Source organism: Solidesulfovibrio aerotolerans, assembly GCF_009856865.1.
Lineage (GTDB): Bacteria > Desulfobacterota > Desulfovibrionia > Desulfovibrionales > Desulfovibrionaceae > Solidesulfovibrio > Solidesulfovibrio aerotolerans.
The window spans coordinates 21,528-35,813 of sequence record NZ_WVUD01000038.1 but is presented as its reverse complement, the minus strand read 5'-3'; the positions used below and the strand labels follow the sequence as shown (position 1 = coordinate 35,813).

General features: G+C 51.5%; 12 protein-coding genes and 1 pseudogene. 4 read left to right on the top strand and 9 right to left on the bottom strand.

Going from position 1 to position 14,286, the window contains the following annotated elements:
- Positions 1 to 128: 128 nt before the first annotated feature.
- Positions 129 to 329, top strand: a pseudogene (locus GTA51_RS16225) (transposase domain-containing protein); the annotation flags it as partial.
- A 124-nt stretch (positions 330 to 453) separates the two neighbouring features.
- Here the strand turns inward: GTA51_RS16225 and GTA51_RS16220 are convergent.
- The 9 genes from GTA51_RS16220 to GTA51_RS16180 all read right to left on the bottom strand — a co-directional run bounded on the left by GTA51_RS16220 (position 454) and on the right by GTA51_RS16180 (position 10,360).
- Entirely contained in the window at positions 454 to 3,204 is a 2,751-nt protein-coding gene (locus GTA51_RS16220; RefSeq protein ID WP_160962889.1) for a glycosyltransferase, read from the bottom strand.
- 52 nt (positions 3,205 to 3,256) lie between these two features.
- On the bottom strand, positions 3,257 to 4,024 hold the full coding sequence (locus GTA51_RS16215) for a hypothetical protein (protein WP_160962887.1): 768 nt from the start codon (positions 4,022 to 4,024) through the stop codon (positions 3,257 to 3,259).
- Between the two features lie 7 nt (positions 4,025 to 4,031).
- Positions 4,032 to 5,168, bottom strand: coding sequence for a methyltransferase domain-containing protein (locus tag GTA51_RS16210; protein ID WP_160962885.1), 1,137 nt, complete (start codon positions 5,166 to 5,168; stop codon positions 4,032 to 4,034).
- A complete protein-coding gene (locus GTA51_RS16205; RefSeq protein WP_211922621.1) occupies positions 5,155 to 6,744 on the bottom strand; it encodes a nucleotidyltransferase family protein in 1,590 nt (529 codons plus the stop codon). The genes GTA51_RS16210 and GTA51_RS16205 overlap by 14 nt, the downstream gene beginning before the upstream one ends.
- A complete protein-coding gene (locus tag GTA51_RS16200; RefSeq protein WP_160962883.1) occupies positions 6,741 to 7,082 on the bottom strand; it encodes a cupin domain-containing protein in 342 nt (113 codons plus the stop codon). Before GTA51_RS16200 ends, GTA51_RS16205 begins: the two co-directional genes overlap by 4 nt.
- A gap of 10 nt (positions 7,083 to 7,092) precedes the next feature.
- Positions 7,093 to 7,917, bottom strand: coding sequence for a glycosyltransferase family 2 protein (locus tag GTA51_RS16195; protein ID WP_160962881.1), 825 nt, complete (start codon positions 7,915 to 7,917; stop codon positions 7,093 to 7,095).
- The gene (locus GTA51_RS16190) at positions 7,914 to 9,017 is read right to left on the bottom strand and encodes a class II D-tagatose-bisphosphate aldolase non-catalytic subunit (RefSeq protein WP_211922620.1); all 1,104 of its coding nucleotides are present in this window, start codon (positions 9,015 to 9,017) and stop codon (positions 7,914 to 7,916) included. Before GTA51_RS16190 ends, GTA51_RS16195 begins: the two co-directional genes overlap by 4 nt.
- Positions 9,018 to 9,100: 83 nt before the next feature.
- The gene (locus GTA51_RS16185; RefSeq protein ID WP_160962877.1) at positions 9,101 to 9,580 is read right to left on the bottom strand and encodes an HAD hydrolase family protein; all 480 of its coding nucleotides are present in this window, start codon (positions 9,578 to 9,580) and stop codon (positions 9,101 to 9,103) included.
- Between the two features lie 18 nt (positions 9,581 to 9,598).
- Positions 9,599 to 10,360: an IS6 family transposase gene (locus GTA51_RS16180; protein ID WP_246198184.1), complete on the bottom strand. Its 762-nt coding sequence runs from the start codon at positions 10,358 to 10,360 to the stop codon at positions 9,599 to 9,601.
- A gap of 470 nt (positions 10,361 to 10,830) precedes the next feature.
- Between GTA51_RS16180 and GTA51_RS16175 the strand changes: the two genes are divergently transcribed.
- From GTA51_RS16175 to GTA51_RS16165, 3 genes are all read left to right on the top strand, one after another.
- The gene (locus GTA51_RS16175) at positions 10,831 to 11,616 is read left to right on the top strand and encodes a ParA family protein (protein WP_160962875.1); all 786 of its coding nucleotides are present in this window, start codon (positions 10,831 to 10,833) and stop codon (positions 11,614 to 11,616) included.
- Between the two features lie 15 nt (positions 11,617 to 11,631).
- Positions 11,632 to 12,963: a hypothetical protein gene (locus tag GTA51_RS16170; protein WP_160962873.1), complete on the top strand. Its 1,332-nt coding sequence runs from the start codon at positions 11,632 to 11,634 to the stop codon at positions 12,961 to 12,963.
- Positions 12,964 to 13,033: 70 nt separating this feature from the next.
- Entirely contained in the window at positions 13,034 to 13,747 is a 714-nt protein-coding gene (locus GTA51_RS16165) for an IS6 family transposase (protein ID WP_160962871.1), read from the top strand.
- Positions 13,748 to 14,286 lie beyond the last annotated feature (539 nt).

The window sequence follows — 14,286 nt, the reverse complement described above, 5'->3', positions numbered from 1 at the left end:
TCCAGCCCAATACGCCGCCTTTTCGGATCTATGCTCCGGTGCCGATGCTACCATGGTCGCCCCTCCTGGGGACACTCCATGCCAGAAAATTCAGGAGGCGTAAGAAGGGGTTCTTTTGACGGTTACGGTTGTTCTCAGGCCATCCGCGCGGAGCCGACGCCTCGGCCACTCTGTACACCCTCATCGAGACCGCCAAGGCCAATGGCCTGGAGCCATATCGCTATCTACGCTACCTCTTCGAGCACTTGCCGGCGGCAACTACCGATGCCCAACGCAAGGCCCTCCTGCCACAACATCTCGATCCCTGCTCCCTGATCATCCCTGCCTGAGCTTCTGCCGCTTCCTGCTCGCCCTGACAAGACGCGTCTTATTGAGCGCGTACGTCCCTACCGCGACCTGATCCCAAAGGGACCTTGCCCTGAGGCCCGGGGCGTCGCCCGTAGCCGGGTCCGCCTACGGTGTGGAACAGGGAGGCGAATCGAACAGATAGTCCGACTGCATGACCCACGCATACAAGTCGGGGGTGTCCACCAGCGCTCGCTGGTGGAAATTGAAGCCTTCCGCGTAGCCGCGGGCCAAATGGGATTCCGGCGTCGTGCCGTGTTCCCGGACAGGGAGCAGCCCCTGCAACGCGCCGGTGCGGCGCGTCTTCGTATAGGAGTCGGAAATCCCCTGCCGAAAAGCCCGTTCGTACAGATAGTTCAGGTTCAGGCGCGAAGCATTAAGGCAATGTAGGACCGAGGCCTTGGGATGATATAGGCAACGCATGCCAAGTTTCTCAATGGCCTCTGTCGTCGCGCATTCGCCGTCGCCCCGGTAGGCGAGGCGGTCATTGGGCAGCGAGTCTGGATGAAAGCCGCCGACGGCTTCCAGCGTAGCTTTTCTGACGCCGAAGTTCGCTCCCCAAACGTATTTATGGGGAATCTCCCGCAAGACGTCGCCAAAATCGAGCAGGGTATACCAGGGCAGGTGCTTTCCGTAGGCGTCTGCCACCCAGAGTGACGAAAGCCAGGACGGCGGCGGCCTTTCGAATTTCGGCAAAATCCTTCCGGTGACCAGCCCCACTTTCCAATCCGCGAACCCCTCCGCCATGCCTTCCGCCCAGGTGGGCAACGGGATGGCGTCGTCGTCCAGGATGGCCAGGACCGACGCATCGGCATGCCGCCAGCCGGTGTGGCGACCCATATGCAACCCGGGACGGTCCTCCCGGATGTATTTGAAGCGGGGGAAGCACGATGCCATTTCCCGGCACGCGTTGACGGTGTCGTCGGTGGATCCGTTGTCAACCACGATGCACTCGAACTGGTCGAGGGACAGCGTTTGCCGTTTAAGGCCGGCCAGGGTTTTGCGCAAGAGTGTGGCGCGGTTGCAGGTGGGAATGATGACAGAAACGAGAGGGGCGGCCGGGACATGGCCTGAACCTCCGTGAATGTTCGGGGCCGCCTTTTCGGAACGCATTTTGCGAGCCTTGAGCAGGAATTCGGCGTAAATGCGTTGTCCCGGAAAGCGTTCCCGCAGCTCGTCCAGATTCTCTAAATAGACCAGCCGGACGTCGAGCCCGTCGCAATGGGCCAGGACCCGCTCGGCGAGGGCTTCCGGCGAGTAATGGCGGCTGAAGGGTTCCTTATAGTCGTCTTCCCGCCATAGGCGTATCGCACCGGGATCGATTTCCACGGCGTCCTGGCCGCAAAACGGACTGGTGATGATGCTGTGGACGGCGTCAAGATAGAGGGGCGTGATGACAAGGACGCCGCCGGGCTTCAGCAATCGCTCCATTTCCGGCAAAAGGTTCTTGTCGGCTTCGCCGGTAAACGTCTCGAAGGCGCACTGCAGGGAAGCTCCGTCGAAGGCATTGTCGCCCAAAAATGTCTTCGTCGCATCACAGCCGATCGTGTTTCCATGTAATCCGCTTGGATAACTCAAATCAAGCCGATAGGCAGCCAAACCTTTTTGCTGCAGCGCGTCGCACCAGGAGCTGCCAGCTGACGCTACATCCATGTATGTTTGCCCGGACTGCAACCCTATTGTTTGATAAGCTAGGTAGTGTTCCAGGAGCTTTTCGATGCCGACATCAGCGTAATCCCTATAAACTTTTTTAAGTTCTGCAAAATGCTGGCACCAGTCAAGAAAATCCGCAACATTGAGGCGTGCCCGTTCCACCGGGACGCCGACTTTTTCAAGACGTCTGCAAAGCGCCTCGATATCGCGCGTCGCGGCACCCTGATAGCGCGTGGCTGGGGTTGCGTCGCGTTCTTGAACCTGCTTGGCGATGGCTGCGGCATGAGCCGTTTGGTTGCTTGCATCGTTGCGTGCCAATGAGTGATCCACCGGTGCTAGGCGCAAGGAGGCGTGCTGGGCGTCCGCCTCGGCAACCAATCCTTCCTCCAGGAACTCCCTGCACAAGGCCCGACGCGACTCTTCCGTCTTTATGCAGCGGGTTATGGTTGCGGCAATGCGCTGTGCGCGTTCGACGGCGGCATGATCGCCGGCAGCCTGCAGATTTTGGTTGAGGCGTTGGAGATGGTTGAAGGCGTTGCTCAGCACCCATTCGTTGATCAGCGTCAATTTGTGCGGTCCTGGGGGCTGCATATGCGCCTGAGCCAAGGAAGCCATTTTGGGGTAGCGCTTCAATACCTGAGGGCGAACAAACATAGTCATGTTTTGGCGGTACCACCAGGCAATACGGGTATCGAACCAAAAGCGCGGTCGCAGCCAATCAACTTCGACATAGCCGCACGCATTGAATTTGTTGCGCCAGTACCAGGGCGGTTGTTCGTTGCAGTGGCCAACGCCGGTTTGGAAGGGAAGTGCGGCAGAAAAAAAGACCATGGGCGCGATGGACGTCAACAAATCGACGAAGGCATCGGCATTTGATTCCGGCAAATGTTCCGCGACTTCTAGACTCAAGACGAGATCGGCCCTGGCCTTCACTCGTAGCCCGGGATGTGTGAAGTCGATGCCAGTATGGATGCAGTTCGCATCGATGTAAAAAGCTTCTCCAGGCATCTCGTTGGTGTCGTAGCCAGCGAGTCTCTCCACGCCTAGCGCCTTGAACACGGAGAGCCACCCCCCGACGCCGCACCCGATGTCGACCACGGATTTGACTGGAGCGACATCAAAAATTTGCGGTACGATCAACTGCGCGGAAGCCAGGGAACCTTCGCGTTGCTCATCATAAAAGGCGGCATCGTAAGATATGCCCATGGGATGAATCTCCTGTGGGGAAAACCGTAGCCTGCATGTTGAAAAAAACGGGCTATTCGATGTTGGTCGATTTGAGCGCGTAACTTTTGCGTCCTTCGCGAATAGGATACATTCCTCGGCTTTGGAGGCTGTAGCCTGGCTTTCTGTCGTCATCGACGGAAGCAAAGAATTCTTTTCGTGTAAATCCAGTCAAAAGCGGTAACCATTGAACCTGGGTTGCGCATTTTTCAAAATCAAAGGGAGTTTCCACCGGGTATTTTCGTTCAGATTTTCGAGGAGGGTTCAAAATGATCTTTCGAAACAAAGTATTTTTCATGATTGCGCCGTACCAAATAATGAATGCTCCAGGCTGATTTTTCTGCATAATTTTGTAGGAACGCATGTCAAGTAAAAAATAATACATTGTCTTAGTCGATGAGAGAGGCATGTCGTCGTATCTTGAATCTATATCGTGGAAAGTGTAGTACAATAGATCGATGTCTGTTGATTCAATGTCCTCAAGCACTGATTTGTAGTAATCGATATCGGCAATATTTATATGGTCCTCCATCCATATCATTAAATATTTTGTATTGATATACTGCAGGAGTGACGCGGTGTCGTGAAACCACCCAGTCTTGCTGTGCAGGTAAGTAATGGTAAGTTCCTTGCCAAGATGTTTGCGTAAAAATGATGCGGCACGATGCTTGAATTTCCCACGAATATTGACTACCCACTTTGATGGCTTGACAAGGTAGAATGAGAGAAAAGAATCCTGCATCCGCAAAAAACGTTCTTCTGTGTCAATGAAAAAATTGGCAAAAATCGTAATCTTAGTCATCCGTCAACTACTCCCAAAATATTGTCGAAGCATTAATTTCGTTTATTATGTCTGTTCGAATTTCATCGTTGTAGACGCCGGCTTTCAGAATAACCACCGGCGCATCCAGACCGCCGAGGATCATGGGCGAGGCAACTTGAAGTTTTGTCCCGTACAGACGCTTTTCTTGTTTGTTATTGTCGTTATCCAGGATGCATGAAATTTTAGATTCATCAAGCCCAAAAGCAATGAGGTACTGTGAGAATATATGAGCGCCGAAAAGAAAAACAGGGCCACTATGTAACATCAGTCGGGAATTGAGCCTATTTGTTACAGCTATTTGTGTTTTTATATATTCATTATAGTTTTTTTTGTTGGCTTTGTATAGACCTATTGTAAGCATTTTAAGGTCGGCTGAATGGTCCCTTGTTGTGGAGTAGAAGATACTGTGGTCATCCTTGAAATATTCTTTGCTAAGAACCTTTAAATGATGTTTTGAAAGCAAGTGTTCAATGTGTGCTTCTGTAAGAAGCATGGTGTGTTCGAAGTTTATGCAATTAACATAGGATCTTTTTATCATTTCTTCCATGTTTGGGACCGAAAAAAACATGTACTTTCCAGTCAAAAGAAAGTCTGAAATTTGTTTTATGAATTTGTCTGGTTCATACATATGCTCAAAAACATGTGAATGGACAACGGCGCCTACAGGAAAATCACATTGAAAATTGTTGTCGAAAAATCCAGCGAGGTATCGTGCAGGTGTACCGTCCGTTGGGGTAGGGTTTGGTTCAAGTATAGTCCATTGCGTTGTATTTATTTTATTGTATTCGCGCGCCAATACGCCGTGGGCACCGCCTATCTCGAGAACTTCCTGGGGAGAAAATGAAGAGATAAAGCGAGCAAAAGCCTTGTGGTGTTCAAGCCAGAGCGCTCCAACACACCCTGACCCATGCGCCTTGGCATATAGGACATCGATTGGAATAAGGTATTTTAATTGAATGAGGCCCGAAGACTTACCAATGGACCATGCCATGTCGCTGCGGATGTCACTTTCGGGGGGATCCGTCGTGCATCCCATGTGAATAGGAAAATTTTTTAGTACGTATAGATCTTCAAGGTCTGGCAAGTGCGTAATCGCGCATTCTGTTCTTTCAATGAGTTTCATTGTTTGCCTCCAGAATAGAATGTAGCATGTATTTCCCGAGTGCGTATAGCATATGTGAGTATGGATAGTGGTGTAATGCTGCAATATTAAGGTATATTAAAGCCGTTAGAGTTAAGACTTTGCCCTTGTCAAAGCCATTTTCAACAATCCAATTGTAATAAAACAGCTCGCATTCAACAAGAATTTGTTTTCTGTAGAAGTCAAAATCAACGTTACGGCCATGCCAAGTGACAGAGAAGTAATTTTTATTGATGAGTTCATGGCATACTATCAGGCCATGGAGGAGCTTTGCAAGGTCGTAATAAATGTCACCAATAACAAGATCGCCCCCGAAGTCCTGTCGCCAATCCAAAAAAATAAATTTATCTTCAGCTGTATTATAAAGTATGTTTTCAAAATGAAAGTCTCCGTGGAAGCGGCCTGGGAGACCTTGACTGATGGAATTCCAATCGACGCGTTGCAACAAAGATTCAAGGGTGGTAATGCATTTCCCGTTTATTATACCAGAATCGTCTGTCTCGTTAAACGTTTTGTAGAAAAGATGGATGCGCTCATAGGTCTTGTTTTTGTAAAAGTGCATGCATCGTTGGTTGAATGCGTTTCTGTCTTGTGAGTCAAGAATATGAGGCTGCCATAACTGTTTGGAGTGAAGCAGCAGTCTTGAGAAAATGGGAAGCGTGACCACCTTGGAGAGAATGTCTCCCGAAGCTTTTGTGTAACAGTACATGAAATTCGAATGGCCAAGAATTTCTGGAACAAATCCTTGCAGGATATCAGCTCTGGCGACCCGATTCTTGATAAACGTCGTGTCAGTACAGAATTTTACGACTTTTTCTCCAACAAACCAAATAGTTTCGTTGTCTTTTTCCAGAATGTTCGGTCCGTCAGGATCCTTGTAAAATGTTCGAGCGTGGTTGAGGGTTTCAATTGTTCCTGTGTCGTTCCAAGTAAAGGCTAGCGCTTTCATTCCTTTGCCGGTTAAGCCTTGCAACCCATAGACTTCCCCTGCAGTGATTGCTGCTGGCCCCCCTGACTGCATGCGATCCCAGAATTTCTGATGGTGGTAAATACCAGCCAAGCCGATATAATTTTTTTCTGAGGCCGTCCTGGGATGACTTTTTTCAAAAAAGTTCACCGCATTCCCCGCATGAACTTCCACCGTGCGGTAGTGTTCGGATGGCTTGCCTTCGGCATAGCCGATCCAGTCGCAAGTGGGGGCCGGGATAGGTTCGCAGACGAGGGTGTCGCAGGCAATAAAAATGAACGGCTGGCGCAAATATTGCTCGCAGGCGCAAATGCTAAGCCCAAGTCCCGAGCCTTCCCCTTCATATGGCGAGACTTCGGCAAACAAAAAACGTCGTTTGGGGTAGGTGATGGTAAAGAAATCCCGTACAATTTCCCCTTTATATCCCAAGACGATCACAAATTCGACGTCTTTTGGAAAATAGTCAATGATATGTGAGACAAGTGGTTTGTGTGAAACGTTGACAAGTGATTTGTTTAAATGCTTTGTTAGTGGCCAGAGTCTTGATCCGGTGCCAGCTGTTGGAATAAGAACTCGATAGCTCATCATCATGCTCGATTATAGTCATCTTCAAGACGAACAACATCGTTCAGTTCGCTTGTGCTTGCTTCAAGATATACGCAATCCTCTGCACATTCCATCCTATGGACAACTCCAGGCTTTAAAGTGACACATTCGCCTGGATGATAGTCTTTTGCATCCAGGCTTTTCGGAGAATCGCCCTGAATTATCCGCAAGACTCCACTGACTACAACAATTGTCTCACACTTAAGGTTGTGGTATTGTAAGCTGCATCGCATGTTCTTCCACATAGTGAGTCGCTTCACAGTGTAGCGTTGGTTTGTTTCGATAATCTCTTCTTTTCCCCAAGGCTTTTCTATGGTGATCATTTTACTTCTCCTATATCTTGAAGTTGTTGTATTCTGGGTAAAACTCAAAGAAATTATCATACATGGACTTGACATACTGCTGCATAGTCCATCTGCTGTTAAATCCATATTTTTTTTTCATCCAGGCGCGACCTTCTGCAATATAAAGTCTAATGTTCTCTTTGTATGCTTCAGTTTTTATGATATCCGATTTTGTCAGCAGGTAACTTTCATTTTCTTCTGCCCAGACTTTAGATGTTATAGCCGCCGCCCAGTCATTTGCATAGGCCTTTGCTATGAGTTCACTTTCATTCCCATAGCCGCGAAAATTTTCACCGTCGAAAAGAAAGTTTACATGGCTAGTTTCTGAGTAGTTGCATATAGATTCAATAAATTTTCTTCGTAAAAAATATGCAGTGTTATGAATGAACCAAAAATATTTCGTATGTTCTTCTTGTAATAAGGTTTTTTCTCCCCATAGTTTTGAGCATGGAGATAAAATACCAACTCGTTGATGCGAATTAAATACTTCGAGGAGTTGAGGAATTGTTGGTTGACGTGAAAATTCGGTATCATTAGTTAGCAAGAAAAAGGCGTCATAATTTTGGAAATAACCTTGTTTCCAGAGTTGGCTGAGACCATAGTTCATTCCTCTGGAGTAGCGTAAACCCTGCTCAAGAGCCTCGGGCCAATCGGCATACCATGTAACGTTTCTGGAGAGGTTAGTTGGGTCTGATCCCGACTCAATTACAAAAACGTCTGTTACATCTCCGTCATAACGTTTGAGATGTTCAACAAGCGCGTCCGTCGGTTCAGGAAGATTGCGATTCAATATCAAGGTCGCGACGTTTTTCATGATGACCTCACCAGCCTAAAATTACGCAAATACCGCATAATTGACGCCTTGACGCTCGCTTTGAGGTAAGCGTCTAAATGTATGCCACTGGCTGCAAGAGCATGGGTCACTTCCTTTTTCAGTTCAATGAACTCCTGGCTTGAAAAGACATAGTGTCCTGCTATTATCGATTTATCGTTATCCGAAGTCCTCTGCGCGTCGAGCACCCATTTCTCCCACTTTCTTGAGTTGAAAGCGATTTCGTTAAATCGCTCCGCATGGCGGTGCAAGGAATTTTTGTGCATAATTTCGAGTAAGGCTTTGGTCTCTACTATGCCAAATTCAGGAGCAACGTTGGCTGCATGGATGCCCAGGCGAGGATACCAAATAAGGCTTTCGTCAGAAAGATAGTCGGTATTGTGTACTTTCATGAAAATATTAAAATCTTTACAAAGTTCGACGAGTTTCGGCATTTGAATCTCAGGGGAAAGTTCATTTGCCACCCTGATAGATTGATCAAATGAACCAATGTTTCGTGTCTCCATGACTTTTGTTCCGTTCTGCACGACAACAAATAGAGGCAGCGGAACGTTTGTTTTTTTGCAGAATTTAAGAACAGATGACAAAGTATAGTGGAGATCGTTTAACATATTCACGCCTCCGCTTTGCTGTTCTGTTCCTATTTCGAAAAGAATTTTATTTCCTTGTGATTGTGCATAGCTCCAGCAGTATTCATACAGTTCAAATACACGGTCTAATATTTCGTCGGCGCTTGGGTCGCCATGGATGTCAACGCTTGGATCGATGTGCAGCACTTGAAAACCCGCATCTATATCTGCTCGAAACGATAATTTTGCCGATTCCATGGCCCGACGCAGGCTCAGGCCGTAAAGGGATTCCATGGTGTTCTGCCAAGGTCCGCCATGGTCCCTAGCCAAGATTACCTTGCCCTTTTTGTCTTTGTCGATAACGTATCGTGAAAATTCTTCCGTCGTCCAATTATTGACGTAGCCGCCTCCAAATGCTTCAGAATCTATCTGACGGCGACTGGCGACGAGAAATATGGGGATTTCATATTCATTTGCTAGCTCAATAGTCGCATCAACACAGTTCTGGCTCATAGGGCCAACGCCTAACAAGGTACGTCGACTGGCCAAGATACGTTCGAACGTGTGTCGGATCATTCTGTTTCTCTTGTATTAATTTACAGTGCCCTGTAAAAGAAACGTTCAATAAGATGAAGGCATGCGTCTAAAACGGCTCCTTCACCTGACTTGGAAGGTGTAACGAAATTTGCTGAACGGATTGCTTCAATTCTGGCATTTCCAGGGGCTATTCCGTAGAAGCAGGCTTTTAATATTTGGGCGTCGTGGTAGCCGTCTCCCATGTACGCAATATTTGCTAAGCCATAGGTTTTTTCAATAAATTCCATCCTTTCGTATTCTTTGACTAACATGAGTTGCTGCCCCATGTCTTCGACAATTCTTTTTTTTGTTATACCAAAGCCTCTTTTGTCAGCTGTAATAAATAAAATCGCAACATGCTTTTGTATCATCTTTATCCCGTCATTGTCATGGGCACCAAAAACTTTTAATAATTTACCCTGGTCAGAGTAAACAAATTGCCCGGTCGTCATGACTCCGTCAACATCGAGGATGAAAATGTCTGGTTGGCTTTTTTTCATAATTAATAGGGGGTACCGTCAACTTGTTTGGGCCGGTTTGCACGTAGGCTGCCGAAATGTGTATGGCTGGGCATGCCAGGACCACGCTGCGAGGCGAGCGCCGGCGATTTCCGCCCAGGTTTCGAAGGCCTGGGCTCGGGCGGTCCGGTAGTCGGCGACGGGGCGGTGGTCTCGGCGAAGGTGGAAGAGGTTGGCAATCGGGTCGTGGAAGGAAAGAAACCGTTGAACTAAGCGAGCCGACTTAAAACATTTCATTTGCCGTTCTCGTCGCCTCGTCGGCGGGTGGGAATTCTCAGCTCGGTTGTTGAGACCCTTGCGCTGGCGATGTTCGACGCCCGGCATGGTCTCGCACTTGGCGGCGGCGTAGCTCTTGAGCTTGTCGGTCACCATTACCCTTGGCTCCACTCCCTGCCTCTTGAGCAGCTTTCGCAGCAGCCGCTTGGCCGCCTTTACATCCCGCCGGCTTTGAACCCGCACGTCAAGGACGAAGCCATCCTTGTCCACAGCCCGCCAGAGAGAGTGGCGCTTACCGCCGATGGTCAGGATGACCTCATCCAGGTACCGCTTGTCGCCCCGGCGCAGGCTATTAGCGATATCACGGCCAAACTTTAACCCCCACTGCCAGACTGTCTCATAGCTAACCGTGCCCCCCCGTGCCGCCAGCATTTCCTCAACCATTGGCAGACGCAGCGGAAAGCGGAAGTAAAGCCACACGGCGGTCGAAACGACCTCGACGGGGTAGCGATAGCCGGCAAAGTGGGAATTAGGGTGCGTCGACATGCTACTCAATAACCGGACCAGACATTTCCAGCAACCACCACGACCGACAAGTTGACGGTGCCAGTTGACGGTGCCTTAGCCGCAGTATGCTGAGCGGGAGGAAACTCGGCGCGAAGACTACCTGGTGCCACCGGAGAAGTTAGCCAGCCTCATGCAGGCCAGCGAAATTGCCGCTGGCCGTAGCTGCCGACTGCGACCAGTACTTACATGACTGACTGACGCTGTTGGAAACGCGGCTCGCCACGGTCATACCTTTCTGCCGCGTCTGCGCATGGTTGAGGAGATGCCGACGGCATAAAGGGACCTGCGGCGGCTCTTTGTCGGCGGAAAAACGAACTTACTTGAGGCCCTGTGCGTAGAGCATGTCATTCCAAATCAACAGACCAAATACCCCTAAAAAAACCTTGCTGATCCTCGATTCCCGGTGCTAATCACGGCGTGCAGCAGACATCTACAGGGAGAGTAAGTTGATGGGAATTATACTCACCGTGTCCAATAACAAGGGGGGAGTGGGCAAATCCACCACCACGGCCAATCTGGCCCACGCCCTTTCCGCCCGGAAAAAGCGCGTCCTCATCGTCGACGCCGACAGCCAATGCAATCTCACCAGCACCTTTCTCGGCAGCCCCTGGGGCGGCAACAGCCTGCTGGAACTCCTTGACGGCGACGGCGTCACGGCGGAAGCCTGTCTTACGCCGGCCCCGGATTACGAACGCTTGCACGTGTTGCCCAACAAAACCGACAGCGCCGCCCTGGAGCCAGCCCTGGCGCGACGCGACGACTACGGTTGGTACATGCTGCGCGACCGTTTGCGCGAACACGCCGTCAAAACCTTTGATTTCACCCTTATCGACTGCCCGCCGAACCTGGGCCTTTTTTCCATTCAGGCCATGATCGCTTCGGATTTCATCCTCGTGCCCGTCGAAGCCGGAAGCCGCTACGCCATGGACGGCCTGGACCGCACCATCGAAACCATCGCCGGCATAGCCCAGGCTGATCCAGACCACCCCTCGGGCCGCTTTTTGCGCCTGCTCATCAACAAAGCCGACCGGCGCACCGCTGTCAGCAAAGTGACCATCGAACAGATCCAGCAAACTTACCCAGGCAAGGTCTTTTCCACCATCATTCCGGTCAATACCGACATCCAGCAATCTGAAATGCTGAGCAAGACCGTTTTGCGACACGCGTCGAAGAGTCCCGGTGCCCAGGCCTACCGCACCTTGGCCACGGAACTGTTGCAAATTCTGTCGCAGTAAGCATCGGAGCAGGCCATGGCCATATCAATGACCCAACTCCTGCGCAAGGCCGCCCAAAGCCGCCTGGGCAGCCAATCGCCGACGCAGCCAGCCGCCCCGGAGGTGTGTCTCAAGGATGCCATCGTCCAGCCCCTTCCCCTCAAACGCGAGCAGACGAACAAAGCAGACGAACAGCACAGACAAAACGATCAGACAAAAAAAACAGACAAAAAAAACAGACAAGAGGAACAGACAAACTCGACAGTTGAGTCAATCAGAAAAATCCAACAGACGAACTCAACTGTCGAACAGACAAAGCAAGAAGACAAAGAACACAGACAAACAGACGAGCCGAGCACAAAAAAAGAACACAAAAAAAGAACAGACAAATCGCTCAGAGAAGGCGAACAAGAAAACAAAACATTCAAAATAAACAGACAAATAAAACAGACTAAAAAAACAGACAATTCGGACAGACAAACCCACCCGGCCATGCGGTTGCCGCAGCGCCTTCCCCTGGCCACGGCCGCCCAGAAAACCCTGGCCGCCCACTTCCTGGAAACAGGCCCAGTAGTGACCACATACGCCGTCATTGCTGCGGAAACCGACGTTCCCATGGGCACGGCGCGCACCATCATCAACAAGTTCGTCGCCGCCGGCTGGTTGGAAAAACAACAATGGGGAGCAGGCCGCAACCGCGCGCTTTCCCTGGCGCCAACCGACTCTCTGGCTGCGACCTGGGGGCGTAACAACGCAGACAAATCAAACACACAAGAAAAGCATACCAACCAAATCGACAAGCTAAACAGACAACTCCAACAGTTGAATCAAACTGTCGCATTCAACAGAGCAAACGCCCCTCTTAAGATAGATAGAAAGAATCTATCTATCTCTTTTGAGACGCTGCAAACCGCATGGCCCACGCTCTCCCGTGCCGGGTTCGGACTTGAGCAACTCGAACAGATTTACGCCGCCCTGGCGGAACGCGGTAAAAGTCCGGAACGGGTCGTGCAAGGGCTTGATTACGCCGAATGGGAACTGGCCGAGGGGAAGATGCTGGACAAGACGGGCCAGCCTGTGGCCGATCCGTGCGCCTGGGTGTTTCGTTCCTTGGCCGGGCTGGGCAGTTACCGGCGTCCTTCCGGGTACCTTAGCGCCGAGGAGCAGGCAGAGATCGACGCTAAAATCCGCACCGAGGAAATGGAGTGGGCGCTGGCGAGAGCCCGCGAAAAAGCGCGGCAGGAACGTTTTCGGGCCTGGGTTGGAGGGTTGACCCGGGATGCACGGGAAAAGGCCCTGGAGGGACGGAGAGGGCCGGAGGAAACGTGGTTGCGTAACGTGTGGGCCAAGATCGGGGAGCCTGACTGAGGCGGCGCTGGTACCGTCAACTTGTCGGCCGAGAGGTTGCTTGAAACGTCGCGTCCGGGTATTGAGCCGCATGTCGACGCACCCTAATCCTCACTTTGCCGGCTATCGCTACCCTGCCGAAGTCATTTCGACTGCCGTGTGGCTGTACTTCCGCTTTCCGCTGAGCCTGCGAATGGTTGAGGAAATGCTGACGGCACGGGGTATCACGGTCAGCTATGAGACGGTCCGGCAGTGGGGGCTGAAATTCGGCCGCGATATCGCCAACACCCTGCGCCGACGAGCACCGCGCCGGGGCGACAAATGGCTCCTGGATGAGGTCGTCCTGGCCATCGGCGGTAAGCGCCAGTATCTTTGGCGGGCTGTAGACAAGGATGGCTTCGTCCTTGACGTGCTGGTCCAGAGCCGGCGGGATGCGAAGGCGGCCAAGCGGCTGCTGCGAAAGCTGCTCAAGAGGCAAGGGGTGGAGCCACGGGTGCTGGTGACCGACAAGCTCAAGAGCTACGCCGCCGCCAAGCGCGAAACCATGCCCGGCGTCGAACATCGTCAGCACAAGGGTCTCAACAATCGAGCCGAGAACTCTCACCAGCCGACGAGGCGACGAGGACGGCAGATGAAACGCTTCAAGTCGGCTCGCCAAGTCCAACTATTTCTCTCCATCCACGACCCGATCGCCAACCTCTTCCACCTTCGTCGAGACCACCGACCTGTCGCCGACTACCGAACCGCCCGGGCCCAAGCCTTCGAAACCTGGGCCAAAGTCGCCGGCGCTCGCTTGGCTGCGTGATCCTGGCATGCACAGCCAGACACATTGCGGTGCCCTATGTGCAAACCGGCCCAAACAAGTTGACGGTGCCGCCGCAGCCCCCCCTCGGGGGCAGCCGGCTGATCGCTTTTTTCCATCACGGCCGGGGCAGAAGCGATGACCAGAGCCGCAACGAAATGCAGGAACAATTGATGACCTTGGTGCTTTCCCTTGCAGTCCTGGCGGGAATCCTGTTCGTCGTGGCCGCTTTGGCCGTGCTGCTTGCCGGCTTGCGACTGCGCCCGGGGTCCTGCTTCGCCTACGCCATCCTCCTGGCCATGGCCGTTTATGCCCTCATCATCGAAGGGGCCTTTGCCTTGGGCCGTCCGGAGGCAACACTCATCGGCGAGGCCCTGGTCATCTGCGGGTGCGGGTGGGGGCTTGCCCGATCGCACACGGGCCTTACTCCCTTTCGTGCGGCGTTTCGTGCATTTCGCCAGTCATATACGCGGTATCTGGTCTGGCTGTTTTTGGCGTCCCTGGCCTATCTGGCCGTCCAGGCCGTATTTGTTCCACCAGCA